The organism is Pseudomonas cannabina (assembly GCF_900100365.1).
GTDB lineage: Bacteria > Pseudomonadota > Gammaproteobacteria > Pseudomonadales > Pseudomonadaceae > Aquipseudomonas > Aquipseudomonas cannabina.
Map to the genome: position 1 here is coordinate 3558833 of NZ_FNKU01000001.1, position 12322 is coordinate 3571154.

Genomic DNA, 12322 nt, shown 5'->3' on the forward strand with positions numbered 1-12322 from the left:
CCATTATGTTCACTAAAAAAATTCGGAAGTTCCTGCTTCTCGGGGTACTGGCACTGCTGCTGGCAGCCGTCGGTTACTGGAATATCAGCCCGGAAAGTTTTATGGATCAGCCTGACGGAACGGTTGACGACACCGCCATCGACTACTATGCGATCAATACGCGCAGTGTGCAGTACCTGCCGGACGGCACGCTTCAATACGACATGACCGCCGACAAAGTCGAGCACGTAAAGGCCACGGACGTGAGCTTGCTGACCACCCCCAACCTGAACATGTACCGGGGCGGCGCGTTCCCGTGGCATGTACAGAGTAAAAGGGGCGAAGTTTCATCCGCGGGGGATCAGGTCGAGTTGATGGATTCCGTTCGCGTCGAACGCACCGATGAAAAACAACGCACGACCATTATCACCAGCAGTCGCATGACCGTATTCCCTCAGAAGGAATATGCGGAGACCGACCAAGACGTTAGAATCGACGGCGCGGGCGGTGTCACTACGGCCAAGGGAATGAAAGCGTATTTGAAAGACAGCAGGATGGACCTGCTATCCAACGTAAGAGGACAGTATGAGGCTCGTTAAAACTCTTCCTTTATTGCTCGGCTTGGGCGCAGCACTGGGAAGCGCGAGCGCCTGGTCCCTGCCAACCGACCGCGATCAGCCGATCCACATTCAGTCTGACGACGCTCAGCTCGATGACAAGAAAGGCGTTGCTACCTACCGGGGCAATGTCGTCATCACGCAAGGTTCGATGAAAGTCACCGGCAACACCGTGACGATCACGCGTAATGCCCAAGGCGAAGTGGATGTGTTCACGTCCGTTGGCAATCTGGCTTACTACGAGCAGAAGCCCGCCCCGGACAAACCGATCGTGCAAGCCTATGCCGTCACGATCCAGTATTACGCCGGGCAGGACCGTATCGTTCTGATCGACAAGGCCAAGGTCATTAACGACGGCAACACGTCGGAAGGCGAGAAAATCGTCTACGACACCGTCAGACAGGTGGTCACGGCCGGCCGGGCCAGCGGTGGCACCAAGCTGACGACCCCACGGCCGCGTATCGACATGGTCATCCAGCCGAAGAAGAAAACCGATCAACCGCAGAAGGCCCCGTAAATGGCAACGCTCAAAGCCCAGCATCTGGCTAAAAGCTACAAGAGCCGACAAGTCGTGCGCGATGTGAGTATCTCCATCGAAAGCGGGCAGATCGTAGGCTTGCTGGGCCCCAACGGCGCCGGCAAGACCACGTGCTTCTACATGATCGTGGGCCTGGTCCAGGCAGATCAGGGCCGCGTGCTGATTGACGATCTGGATGTCAGCCACCAGCCCATGCACGGGCGTGCACGCGCGGGTATCGGCTACCTGCCACAGGAAGCCTCGATCTTCCGCAAGCTGTCAGTGTCCGACAACATCATGGCGATCCTCGAGACCCGCAAGGAACTCGATGCCGGAGCCCGTCGCAAGGAGCTCGAAAGCTTGTTGCAGGAGTTCCACATCACGCATATTCGCGACAACCTGGGCATGAGCCTGTCAGGTGGCGAACGTCGCCGTGTGGAAATCGCCCGCGCCCTGGCCACCTCGCCAAAATTCATCCTGCTGGACGAACCGTTCGCAGGCGTGGACCCGATCTCGGTGGGCGATATCAAGCAGATCATCCACCACCTGAAAGCCAAGGGCATCGGCGTGCTGATCACCGATCATAACGTCCGTGAAACCCTCGATATCTGTGAAACCGCTTACATCGTCAACGATGGACAGCTGATCGCAGAAGGCGATTCGGAAACCATTCTGGCCAATCAGCTGGTGAAAGAAGTGTACCTCGGCCACGAGTTCCGGCTCTGATCAAGCGCTTTTGGCACGCCCCGGCTAATTGATGCCCCTGTAGCGTATTGACAAGATTTTATTTGTCATAACGCTCTAGGCAAAGCCGTAGGTTTCAGGCATATAATTTGCTTAATGATGGCGCCCCGGCGCCTGTAGTAGATGGCGCACGTGCGTCAGCGAATAAGGTGTTTAGCCCCTGCCATGAAACCATCGCTAGTCTTGAGAATGGGCCAGCAGCTGACGATGACGCCGCAGCTGCAACAGGCAATCCGTTTACTTCAGTTGTCCACTCTGGACCTCCAGCAGGAGATTCAGGAGGCGCTGGAGTCCAACCCTATGCTCGAACGGCAGGAAGAAGGCGACGATTTCGACAACTCCGATCCGCTTGCCGACAACATCGAACAAAAGCCCAACCCCGACGTTCAGGAACCGACCTATCAGGAAGCCGCCCCCACGGTGGACAACCTGGAAGACGGCGAATGGGGCGAGCGCATTCCAAACGAACTGCCCGTCGACACCGCCTGGGAAGATGTCTACCAGACCAGCGCCAGCAGCATGCCCAGCAGCGATGATGACGAGTGGGACTTCACCACCCGCACTTCCGTCGGCGAAAGCCTGCAGAGCCATTTGCTGTGGCAACTGAACGTGGCGCCGATGTCCGACAAGGATCGGCTGGTTGCAGTGACACTGATCGACTGCATCAACAATCAGGGCTATCTGGACGAAACGCTGGAAGAGATTCTCGAGTCCTTCGACCCGGAACTGGACGTCGAACTCGACGAGATCGAAGCGGTACTGCACCGTATCCAGCAATTCGAACCTGCCGGCATCGGCGCGCGCAACCTGAGCGAATGCCTGCTCTTGCAATTGCGCCAGCTGCCCGCGAAAACACCCTGGCTGACAGAAGCACAACGCCTGGTGACCGAGTACATCGACCTGCTGGGCAGTCGTGATTACGCCCAACTGATGCGGCGCATGAAGATCAAGGAAGATGAGCTGCGTCAGGTCATCGAACTGGTCCAGAGCCTCAACCCGCGTCCTGGTTCGCAAATCGAGTCCACAGAAGCCGAATACGTCATTCCTGACGTGATCGTGCGCAAGGACAACGAACGCTGGCTGGTCGAACTCAATCAGGAGTCGGTACCGCGCCTGCGCGTCAACCCGCAATACGCTGGATTCGTGCGTCGCGCCGATACCAGCGCCGACAACACCTTCATGCGCAACCAGTTGCAGGAAGCCCGCTGGTTCATCAAGAGCCTGCAAAGTCGCAACGAAACTCTGATGAAGGTCGCTACCCAAATCGTCGAGCATCAGCGCGGTTTTCTCGAGTATGGCGACGAGGCCATGAAGCCACTCGTCCTGCACGACATCGCCGAGGCAGTGGGCATGCACGAGTCGACCATCTCGCGCGTCACGACGCAAAAGTTCATGCACACCCCACGGGGTATTTACGAGCTGAAATACTTCTTTTCAAGCCACGTAAGCACCTCCGAGGGCGGCGAATGCTCGTCCACGGCCATTCGCGCAATCATCAAAAAACTGGTTGCAGCGGAAAATCAGAAAAAGCCGTTGAGTGATAGCAAGATCGCTGGTTTACTGGAGGCACAAGGCATTCAAGTAGCCCGTCGCACAGTCGCCAAGTACCGCGAATCATTAGGGATAGCGCCTTCCAGTGAGCGTAAGCGACTGATGTGATGCAGGCCGAGCCACAGCGTTCCAGTGGCAGGCGCCATGCCTGTCTCTTTATGCATTGGCAAAGGAGAAAGCTGTATGCAAGTCAACATCAGTGGACACCAACTGGAAGTGACCAAACCCCTTCGCGACTATGTCGAGCTCAAGCTCAAGAAGCTCGAAGGGCATTTTGACAAGATTACGAACGTGCAGGTCACGATGGCGGTCGAGAAGCTCAGGCAGAAGATCGAAGCCACCCTGCACATACCCGGTGGCGAGGTCGTTGCCAATGCTGAACATGATGACATGTATGCTGCAATCGACCTGCTCACCGACAAGCTCGACCGACAATTGCTCAAGCATAAGGAAAAGCAGCAAAGCATCCTCAAAGGTGCGGCCGCTCGCTAACGCCATTTAAATGATCCGATTTGAAAATATCCTGACCCCCGGCCGTTCACTCGTGAACGTGCCGGGACGCAGCAAGAAGAGCGTACTCGAAGCAATCGCCAACCTGATCGGTCATGAAGTACCGAACATGGATTCGGACACTGTCTTCGCAAGCCTCGTTGCCCGCGAAAAGCTGGGATCGACTGGCTTCGGCAACGGGATTGCCATCCCGCACTGTCGCCTCAAAGGCTGCGGCGAACCCGTCAGTGCGGTCATTCACCTCGCCACCCCTATCGACTTCGACGCCATCGACGGTGCGCCGGTCGACCTGCTTTTCGTATTGCTGGTCCCGGACGCCGCCACCGATGCTCACCTGGAACTGCTTCGCCAGATTGCCAGCATGCTTGATCGCGCCGATGTGCGTGAGCGCCTGCGCAGCGCCAAAAGCGGTGAGGCACTCTATCAAGTGGTGCTGGACGTGCAGAAAGGCCACTGACCATGCGCATGATCATCGTCAGCGGCCGCTCCGGCTCGGGTAAAAGCACAGCACTGGATGTACTGGAAGACAGCGGTTTCTATTGCGTCGACAACCTTCCTGCCGGCCTGCTGCCAGAGCTGGCAGAACGCGCACTGATCAATACCGAGCTTGCAGAACCGCTGCTGGCGGTGTCGATCGATGCACGCAATCTGCCAAGCCATCTGACCCGTTTCCCGCAAATGCTGGATGAAGTGCGCTCACGCAACATTCAGTGTGATGTGCTCTATCTGGATGCAGACGAAGCAACGCTGCTCAAGCGTTTCTCGGAAACCCGGCGTCGCCACCCGTTGAGCACGTCGGATCGTTCGCTGGCCGAGGCCATACGCGACGAGACCACACTGCTCGGCCCGATCATCGATCTGGCCGACCTCAACATCAACACCACTCACCTGAATCTCTACCAGCTGCGCGACGCACTGAAATTGCGCCTGCTCAACAAGCCCGAGCCGGGCACCGCGTTTCTGCTCGAGTCGTTCGGTTTCAAGCGCGGCATGCCGGTCGATGCCGACCTGGTATTCGATGTGCGCTGCCTGCCCAATCCCTACTGGAAGCCGGAGCTGCGCGATCACTCAGGTCTTGAGCAGCCAGTGATCGATTACCTGTCTGTGCAGCCCGACGTTGAAGAGATGTTTCAGGACATTTTCTCGTATTTGAACAAATGGCTGCCACGATTCGCGGCCAGTAACCGTTCTTACGTTACCATTGCCATCGGTTGCACGGGCGGGCACCACCGCTCCGTCTACCTGACAGAACGCTTGGGTCAGGTATTGCAACAATCACTCAAGAACGTTCAGGTCCGCCACCGGGACCTTAGCTGAAAGGATTTACACTGCGATGCCCGCTCGTCAAATCACCATCATCAACAAACTGGGCCTGCACGCCCGCGCTGCCGCCAAGTTCGTCGGTGTCGCCGGCAAGTTTCCCTGCCAGATCCGCGTCGGCCGCGCGCCGGAAAGCATGGTCGATGGCAAAAGCATCATGGCCGTGATGATGCTGGCCGCGGGCAAAGGCACCGAGCTCCATCTGCACACCGAAGGTGAATTCGAGCAGGAAGCCCTGGACGGGTTGGTCGAGCTGATCAACAACAGGTTTGATGAGGGCGAGTAGATTTGGCTGACTTGTCAGAAAACAAAAAACCGCCTGATACAGGCGGTTTTTTTATAGTCTCAAACTCTTTTGGGCTCAGATATCTGTCGTAGCGTGCCTTCTTTGAAAGCCTTACTAAGGGAATGCATTATTTCACTGATGGATTCTGCCTTACGACGCTGAAGCTCCTTGAGCTCAGGCTTTACGGTAGCCATACCAATAATCTCCTGAGGTAAGGTGAATTGCATGCAGGCCTAACTGACCTGTCACGATCCTATCAGCAATTCTGCCGTACCACAAATTCAGCCTCTCCACGCGGACAGCATCGTCAGCGCCCGGAATAAAATACAGTTCATCTGCCAGAACAGTCTCCGACATAAAAGCTTGTGTCACTTTCGCAAGTCGCTGAGGAATGCGATGACGGATTGCATGCTTGAACAGAGCCAACGCCTCAATAGGCGCATACTCCCTGCCGCTGCACCATTGCGTAGCCGACGCAAACTTCATCAGATAAGCATTCTCGCTGACCTCACGATCAGCATCGGTCATTACCATTTTGCGGGCCGTGGCGTAGGTAGACTGGTTCAGAACTATCGGATGATACAGCGCAATGAAGGGGTGAGATTCACATAGGAAAGGAATTGCGGTGTTACCGTCCGGAGCCAGAAAAGAGCCTCCGATGGGGTAGCACTGGTCATCAAGCCCTGAAAACATTTCCAGGACGAAATCCGTATCCATTATGTGCTCCGTCCCAATATCGGCCAGAAGAATAACAGATCTTCTCATTCATGAATTTGAGCACACACGGAGACATTCCCTAAAATTCAAAAACAACGTAACCAATTGCAATATATAAATAATTACAATTTTTAGTCATTGATTCCTTTACCTCCTACACAGCGAGAAATTCTTCAAACTTCCGCCTGCAACGAATCTTCGACTCGCACGCAGCACTCGAGAACAATCGCGCGTCACTTCCAACACCAGACAGACAGCCAACACACCCCCCGCTCTGCCAGCAACGCCATGCCCGCCAACAGCAGCACGGTTCCTACAACCTTGCGGAGCATCCGTACGCCAGTGGCCGTGAGTATTTCTGAACGCATGGATGCCCTTGGTTGTTGTCGAGGGAATCAGGCCAGAGCGGCCTGATAGCGTCGGGAAACTTCCTGCCAGTTGATCACGTTGTAAAACGCATTGATGTACTCGGGGCGGCGGTTCTGGTAGCGCAGGTAGTACGCGTGCTCCCAGACGTCCAGACCCAGTATTGGCGTGTTGCCATTCATCAACGGGCTGTCCTGGTTACCGCTGCTTTCGACCACGAGTTTTTTGTCAGGGGTGACGCTCAGCTAGGCCCAGCCACTGCCGAAACGCGTCAGCGCAGCTTTGGTGAACGCTTCTTTGAAGCTGTCAAAGCCACCCAGTTGCTCGTCGATTGCAGCAGCGATCGCGCCTTCAGGCACACCGCCACCGCCTGGCACCATGACTTCCCAGAACAGCGAATGGTTGGCGTGGCCGCCCCCCTGATTGATCACCGCCGGCCGCAGATTTTCAGGCAGTTGCTTGACGCTGGCGACGAGCTTTTCGACAGACCAGTCGGCGAATTCAGTACCGTCGACCGCTGCGTTGAGGTTGGTGATGTAGGTCTGGTGATGCTTGGTGTAGTGGATTTCCATGGTTTGCGCATCGATGTGCGGCTCAAGCGCATCGTAGGCGTAAGGCAGTGCTGGCAAGGTATGAGACATTCAATGTGCTCCGTAGAAAAGTCCGGTTTGAGTCGCTGAAGTGCGCTGCAGCGATGCACGCGTGTGCTCGCTGCTGCTGTTCAGCAATCGATGGGTACGCGGGTACTCGCCATGCTCGCTGATAAAACTCAACAGCTCGGCGTAGGTTTTGCTGCTATGGCGCAAGGCTGCTTCACGCAGGGCGGGAGGCAGGCGCTGGCTCTGCATGGTCTGCAACAGGTGTTGATGAATGGCGCACAGGTACTCGGCGCTTTCCTCCGGCTGCCCAAGGCTGAGGTGCAGGTCCGCCAGGTTGTGATGAGAGATCACACACGCCGCGACGGCTTCGTCCACGTCCGGCCACCGCTCGAACAGCACCTGCGCCAAGGCCAGCGCCTGAAGGTACAGCTCACGGGCTTCGACCCACTCACCGAGACTGAAACAGCGATTGGCCTGTTCAATGGTGCGTTTCCAATGCTGCATGACATACCTCCAGAGGCGCAGGCTGGCCGGATCAACTGATGCCGACGGCAACAGCACACCTTCAAATGATATTCATTATTAAATGAGATTTTGACTCAACACAAGCGCGTTGATGAGATTGATTCTTGAGGAAGGGATGATGCAAGGCTGCAAATGCTGGCGATCGCTCTTGAGCACGGCGCTAAACGCAGTAGATATGTGACACGAAATGTCGAGAACCGCGTGCCAACGCTAACGAAGCACTGGCACGCGTTCAGTCAGGTGCGGGGCTGACGATCCAGGCTGATCAGCTCCCAGCCACCATCATGCGCTCGATCAACACCGAACCTGTGCGGATGTTGCTGCGCAGCTCGAGATCACTGCCGACGGCGACGATCTGTTTGAACATGTCGCGCATGTTCCCGGCAATAGTGACTTCCTGAACCGGAAACTGAATTTCGCCGTTTTCGACCCAGAACCCTGCGGCGCCACGCGAATAATCACCGGTCACCATGTTCAGGCCGCTGCCCATCAGCTCGGTGACCAGCAAGCCCCGGCCCATGCGCCGGATCAGCGCGTCCTGATCTTCAGAACCATGGGTGACGAACAGGTTATGCACACCGCCTGCATTGGCGGTGCTCGGCATGCCCAGCTTGCGGCCGGAATAGGTGCTCAGCACATAGGAAACCAGGTCGCCTTTATCGACGAATGGCTTGGCATAAGTTGCCAGGCCGTCGCTGTCGAACGCGGAGCTGCCCATGGCGTGCATCAGGTGTGGACGCTCGTCGATGGTCATCCACTCGGGGAACAACCGCTGGCCGAGCGTTCCTTCAAGGAATGAAGACTTGCGATACAGGTTGCCACCGGAAATGGCGCCGAGAAAACTGCCGAACAAGCCGCCGGCCAGTTCAGCGGCAAACAACACCGGCACTTCGCAGGTCGGCACCGGGCGCGCGCCCAGACGGCTCGCTGCCCGCTGCGCAGCCTTGCGGCCAATGCTTTCGGCATCGGCCAGCAACGGGCCCTTACGGTTGACGTCATACCAGTAGTCGCGCTGCATCTGGCCTTCGCCTTCGGCGATCATCACGCAACTCAGGCTGTGCCGGGTCGACGCATAGCCGTCGATGAAACCATTGCTGTTGCCGTACACACGGCAGCCCTGATGGGTATTGAGGGTGGTGCCATCGGCATTCTTGATCCGGCTGTCGGCTGCGAACGCTGCCGCCTCGCAGATCAACGCTTTCTCGATGGCCTGCTCGGGCGTGATGTCCCAGGCATGATAGAGATCGAAATCCATGGTCTCTTTAGCCATCAGCGCCGCATCGGCCAGCCCGGAGCTTTCATCCTCGGACGTGTGCTCGGCAATCGCCAGTGCAGCGGCAACCGTTTCACGAATGGCATCGGCGCCCGTGGCCGACGTACTGGCCGAGCCTTTGCGCTGACCGACGTACAACGTGATGCCGAAACCCTGATCGCGGTTGAACTCGACGGTTTCGACTTCACGCTGACGGACCGATGTCGACAGCCCCTGGTCCACCGACACCGCGACTTCGCAGGCGCTGGCACCCTGACGCCGGGCTTCGGCGATGATCTGCTCGACCTGTTCCTGCAGTTCGGGCAAGGCTTGTGGGCCGACGCTTTGGGTTGCACTCATGACTTTCTCCATCAAATTCTTCTTTCAGCACAGGCCGAATACCGACCGGGCCGGACAAGCGGCCCACGACTGGTTATCATGGCGGCGTTTCTTTGCGGACTGCCCCCATGGTTGATTCTTACGACGACTCCCTCGACGGGGAGAAAAGCAAAACCCAGGTCAAACGAGAGCTGCATGCTCTGGTCGACCTCGGCGAGCGACTGACAACACTCAAAGCCGATGTGCTGGCCAAGCTGCCGCTGACCGACGCTTTGCGCAAGGCCCTGGCCGAAGCGCCCAAGCACACGGCGAACATCGCGCGAAAGCGGCATATTCTGTTCATCGGCAAGCTGATGCGCGATCAGGACCAGGAAGCCATTCTGGTGTTGCTTGACCAACTCGATGCCTCCACTCGCCAATACAATGAACGTTTCCACAATCTGGAGCGCTGGCGTGATCGCCTGATTGCGGGCGATGACGCCGACCTCGAGAAATTCGTGGTCGAATACCCCGATGCCGACCGTCAGCAGCTGCGTTCGCTGATCCGTCAGGCGCAACACGAAGTTGCACGCAACAAACCGCCGGCCACCAGCCGCAAAATCTTCAAATACATCCGTGAGCTGGACGAACTTCAACGCGGTCTGCGTTGATTTCGCCCTCGGGGCCGGCAGCAGAGGCAGCCGGCCCCGACTCACATTCAGCTACCGGTGCCACCCACGGTGATCGCGTCGATTTTCAGCGTAGGCTGACCCACACCGACCGGCAGCGACTGGCCATCTTTACCGCACGTACCGACGCCGCTGTCCAGCGACAGATCGTTACCCACCATCGACACCCTGCTCATGGCTTCCGGCCCGTTACCGATCAAGGTCGCGCCTTTGACCGGCGCGGTGATCTTGCCGTCTTCGATCAGATAGGCCTCACTGGTTGAAAACACGAACTTGCCGCTGGTGATATCCACCTGGCCACCGCCCAGATTGGCGCAGTAGATGCCGCGCTTCACTGAGGCGATGATTTCCTGCGGATCGCTCTGCCCGCCCAGCATGTAGGTGTTGGTCATGCGCGGCATCGGCAGGTGGGCATAGGACTCGCGACGGCCGTTGCCGGTACGTGCCACGCCCATCAGGCGCGCATTGAGCTTGTCCTGCATGTAGCCCTTAAGCACGCCATTCTCGATCAGCGTGGTGCATTCGGTCGGTGTGCCCTCGTCATCGACACTCAGCGAGCCACGACGCCCCGCCAAGGTGCCGTCGTCGACGATGGTGCAGAGTTTCGACGCAACCATCTCGCCCATGCGCCCGCTGTAGGCCGAACTGCCCTTGCGGTTGAAGTCGCCCTCAAGGCCGTGACCCACTGCTTCGTGCAGCAGCACGCCAGACCAGCCAGAGCCAAGTACTACCGGCAAGGTGCCTGCCGGGGCGGGAATCGCTTCCAGGTTAACCAGCGCCTGACGCAGGGCCTCACGGGCATAGCCCATGGCGCGATCGTCGGTCAGGAAATAACGGTAGTCGGTACGCCCGCCGCCGCCATGCCCGCCCCGCTCGCGACGGCCATTCTGCTCGACGATGACACTGACATTGAAGCGCACCAGCGGGCGCACATCGGCGGCAAGGCTGCCATCCGCGGCGGCCACCAGAATGCGCTCCCAGACGCCGGCCATGCTCACCGAAACCTGCTGGATACGCGAGTCCAGCGCACGCGTCGCAACGTCGATGCGCTTGAGCAACTCGACCTTCTCGGCGCGGCTCAACACTTCCAGCGGGTTATCCGGGGCGTACAACTGCGCCACGTCCTGCGAGGTGAAAGCCTGCACGCGACCATTCTGGCCAGCGCGGGAGATGGAACGCGCGGCCTGCGCGGCGGTGCGCAGTGCCTCGGCGGTGATCGCGTTGCTGTAGGCGAAACCGGTCTTCTCGCCTGACTGAGCGCGTACGCCCACGCCTTGGTCGAGATTGAAACTGCCTTCCTTGACGATGCCGTCTTCGAGCGACCAGGACTCGGAGATCATCCCCTGAAAATACAGGTCAGCCGCGTCGATACCGGGGCCGGCAAGCTCGCCGAGCACCGATTGCAGGTTGTCGAGGCTCAGGCCACCGGGTGCCAGAAGGTGTTCGCTGACTGAGGACAGATCACTCATATTCACTCCGAAGCAGGCCGCATGGCGTCCTGCGAAAAAAAGCGCCGGTGACTGGACACCGGCATCCGCGCCCGTATGGACGCCTGTTCTTCACTGTCTCGTGTGCCCGGCAACACGGCTTCACCCTGTGCCTGCTGAGCCAGTATGCGGCCCCATGGATCAACGATGGCCGCGTGCCCGTAAGTCTCGCGCGGCCCCGGATGGACCCCGCCCTGTGCCGCCGCCAGCACATAACACTGGGTTTCGATGGCCCGCGCCCGGATCAGAATGTCCCAGTGCGCAGCCCCTGTCACCGCCGTGAAGGCTGACGGTGCGGTAATCAATTCAGCCCCCGCTTCACGCAGGGCCGTATACAGTTCCGGGAAGCGCAGGTCGTAACAGACCGTGAGCCCCAGACGCCCGACCGGGGTATCAGCCACCACGATGTGATTGCCGTGAGCATAGTCGTCAGATTCGCGGTAGCGGCCCCGATTGTCCGCGACATCCACATCGAACAGGTGCAGCTTGTCGTAACGCGCCACCTGCTCGCCGTGTTCATCGATCAGCAACGAACACGCCGTCACCTTGCCATCGGGCCGATCATTGGGCGGCAGTGGCAGGGTTCCGGCAACTATCCATAACTTGAGGTCGCGAGCGGCCAGTTTCAACCACGGCAGAATCGGTCCATGCCCTTGCGCTTCGGCGCGGCCGATGTCAGCCACGTCACGGCGGCCTATTGCGACGAAGTTTTCAGGCAGCACCGCCAACCGGGCACCGCCCTCGGCGGCCTGCTCCAGCAAGGCCCGCGCCCTGGCCAGATTGGCTTCGATGTCGCTCTGGCTGACCATTTGAATCACGGCAAAAGACATGGCGACCCGCTGTTT

Annotated in this window: 14 protein-coding genes and 1 pseudogene; 9 read left to right on the forward strand and 6 right to left on the reverse strand. The window is 58.3% G+C overall.

Features of this window, described 5'->3' with window-relative positions; genetic code table 11:
* Positions 1 to 5 precede the first annotated feature (5 nt).
* The 8 genes from lptC (at position 6) to BLT55_RS16790 (ending at position 5524) form a co-directional block, all read left to right on the forward strand.
* Positions 6 to 578: an LPS export ABC transporter periplasmic protein LptC gene (gene lptC / locus BLT55_RS16755; RefSeq protein WP_007248988.1), complete on the forward strand. Its 573-nt coding sequence runs from the start codon at positions 6 to 8 to the stop codon at positions 576 to 578.
* The gene (gene lptA, locus BLT55_RS16760) at positions 565 to 1113 is read left to right on the forward strand and encodes a lipopolysaccharide transport periplasmic protein LptA (protein ID WP_042912547.1); all 549 of its coding nucleotides are present in this window, start codon (positions 565 to 567) and stop codon (positions 1111 to 1113) included. Before lptC ends, lptA begins: the two co-directional genes overlap by 14 nt.
* A complete protein-coding gene (gene lptB / locus BLT55_RS16765) occupies positions 1114 to 1839 on the forward strand; it encodes an LPS export ABC transporter ATP-binding protein (protein ID WP_007248990.1) in 726 nt (241 codons plus the stop codon).
* 183 nt (positions 1840 to 2022) lie between these two features.
* Positions 2023 to 3516, forward strand: a complete 1494-nt coding sequence (locus tag BLT55_RS16770) for an RNA polymerase factor sigma-54 (RefSeq protein ID WP_054998667.1) — start codon at positions 2023 to 2025, stop codon at positions 3514 to 3516.
* Between the two features lie 75 nt (positions 3517 to 3591).
* The gene (hpf, locus tag BLT55_RS16775) at positions 3592 to 3900 is read left to right on the forward strand and encodes a ribosome hibernation-promoting factor, HPF/YfiA family (protein ID WP_054998668.1); all 309 of its coding nucleotides are present in this window, start codon (positions 3592 to 3594) and stop codon (positions 3898 to 3900) included.
* Positions 3901 to 3910: 10 nt separating this feature from the next.
* A complete protein-coding gene (gene ptsN / locus BLT55_RS16780) occupies positions 3911 to 4375 on the forward strand; it encodes a PTS IIA-like nitrogen regulatory protein PtsN (protein ID WP_007248993.1) in 465 nt (154 codons plus the stop codon).
* Positions 4376 to 4377: 2 nt separating this feature from the next.
* Positions 4378 to 5235: an RNase adapter RapZ gene (rapZ, locus tag BLT55_RS16785; protein ID WP_054998669.1), complete on the forward strand. Its 858-nt coding sequence runs from the start codon at positions 4378 to 4380 to the stop codon at positions 5233 to 5235.
* A gap of 16 nt (positions 5236 to 5251) precedes the next feature.
* Entirely contained in the window at positions 5252 to 5524 is a 273-nt protein-coding gene (locus tag BLT55_RS16790) for an HPr family phosphocarrier protein (protein ID WP_007248995.1), read from the forward strand.
* A 174-nt stretch (positions 5525 to 5698) separates the two neighbouring features.
* On the opposite strand, the gene BLT55_RS16795 is transcribed toward BLT55_RS16790, so the two are convergent.
* The 4 genes and pseudogenes from BLT55_RS16795 to pmbA all read right to left on the reverse strand — a co-directional run bounded on the left by BLT55_RS16795 (position 5699) and on the right by pmbA (position 9343).
* The gene (locus BLT55_RS16795) at positions 5699 to 6241 is read right to left on the reverse strand and encodes a hypothetical protein (RefSeq protein ID WP_054998670.1); all 543 of its coding nucleotides are present in this window, start codon (positions 6239 to 6241) and stop codon (positions 5699 to 5701) included.
* Positions 6242 to 6636: 395 nt separating this feature from the next.
* Positions 6637 to 7248: pseudogene (locus tag BLT55_RS16800) on the reverse strand (superoxide dismutase).
* Positions 7249 to 7710: a tetratricopeptide repeat protein gene (locus tag BLT55_RS16805; RefSeq protein WP_007248999.1), complete on the reverse strand. Its 462-nt coding sequence runs from the start codon at positions 7708 to 7710 to the stop codon at positions 7249 to 7251.
* 286 nt (positions 7711 to 7996) lie between these two features.
* Positions 7997 to 9343, reverse strand: a complete 1347-nt coding sequence (pmbA, locus tag BLT55_RS16810) for a metalloprotease PmbA (RefSeq protein ID WP_054998683.1) — start codon at positions 9341 to 9343, stop codon at positions 7997 to 7999.
* A 107-nt stretch (positions 9344 to 9450) separates the two neighbouring features.
* Here pmbA and yjgA point away from each other — a divergent pair, with 107 nt between their 5' ends.
* Entirely contained in the window at positions 9451 to 9972 is a 522-nt protein-coding gene (gene yjgA, locus BLT55_RS16815; RefSeq protein WP_003364101.1) for a ribosome biogenesis factor YjgA, read from the forward strand.
* A 47-nt stretch (positions 9973 to 10019) separates the two neighbouring features.
* Here yjgA and tldD read toward each other — a convergent pair whose 3' ends face one another.
* Both tldD and BLT55_RS16825 read right to left on the reverse strand, forming a co-directional pair.
* Positions 10020 to 11459: a metalloprotease TldD gene (gene tldD / locus BLT55_RS16820; protein WP_054998671.1), complete on the reverse strand. Its 1440-nt coding sequence runs from the start codon at positions 11457 to 11459 to the stop codon at positions 10020 to 10022.
* A 2-nt stretch (positions 11460 to 11461) separates the two neighbouring features.
* A complete protein-coding gene (locus BLT55_RS16825) occupies positions 11462 to 12307 on the reverse strand; it encodes a carbon-nitrogen hydrolase family protein (protein WP_007249002.1) in 846 nt (281 codons plus the stop codon).
* Between the last annotated feature and the right edge of the window lie 15 nt (positions 12308 to 12322).

Excerpts from the sequence above, each read along its gene's own strand:
- lptC (WP_007248988.1), top strand. The coding sequence starts at position 6 with ATGTTCACTAAAAAAATTCGGAAGTTCCTGCTTCTCGGGGTACTGGCA.
- lptA (WP_042912547.1), top strand. The coding sequence starts at position 565 with ATGAGGCTCGTTAAAACTCTTCCTTTATTGCTCGGCTTGGGCGCAGCA.
- lptB (WP_007248990.1), top strand. The coding sequence starts at position 1,114 with ATGGCAACGCTCAAAGCCCAGCATCTGGCTAAAAGCTACAAGAGCCGA.
- BLT55_RS16770 (WP_054998667.1), top strand. The coding sequence starts at position 2,023 with ATGAAACCATCGCTAGTCTTGAGAATGGGCCAGCAGCTGACGATGACG.
- hpf (WP_054998668.1), top strand. The coding sequence starts at position 3,592 with ATGCAAGTCAACATCAGTGGACACCAACTGGAAGTGACCAAACCCCTT.
- ptsN (WP_007248993.1), top strand. The coding sequence starts at position 3,911 with ATGATCCGATTTGAAAATATCCTGACCCCCGGCCGTTCACTCGTGAAC.
- rapZ (WP_054998669.1), top strand. The coding sequence starts at position 4,378 with ATGCGCATGATCATCGTCAGCGGCCGCTCCGGCTCGGGTAAAAGCACA.
- BLT55_RS16790 (WP_007248995.1), top strand. The coding sequence starts at position 5,252 with ATGCCCGCTCGTCAAATCACCATCATCAACAAACTGGGCCTGCACGCC.
- BLT55_RS16795 (WP_054998670.1), bottom strand. The coding sequence starts at position 6,241 with ATGGATACGGATTTCGTCCTGGAAATGTTTTCAGGGCTTGATGACCAG.
- BLT55_RS16805 (WP_007248999.1), bottom strand. The coding sequence starts at position 7,710 with ATGCAGCATTGGAAACGCACCATTGAACAGGCCAATCGCTGTTTCAGT.
- pmbA (WP_054998683.1), bottom strand. The coding sequence starts at position 9,343 with ATGAGTGCAACCCAAAGCGTCGGCCCACAAGCCTTGCCCGAACTGCAG.
- yjgA (WP_003364101.1), top strand. The coding sequence starts at position 9,451 with ATGGTTGATTCTTACGACGACTCCCTCGACGGGGAGAAAAGCAAAACC.
- tldD (WP_054998671.1), bottom strand. The coding sequence starts at position 11,459 with ATGAGTGATCTGTCCTCAGTCAGCGAACACCTTCTGGCACCCGGTGGC.
- BLT55_RS16825 (WP_007249002.1), bottom strand. The coding sequence starts at position 12,307 with ATGTCTTTTGCCGTGATTCAAATGGTCAGCCAGAGCGACATCGAAGCC.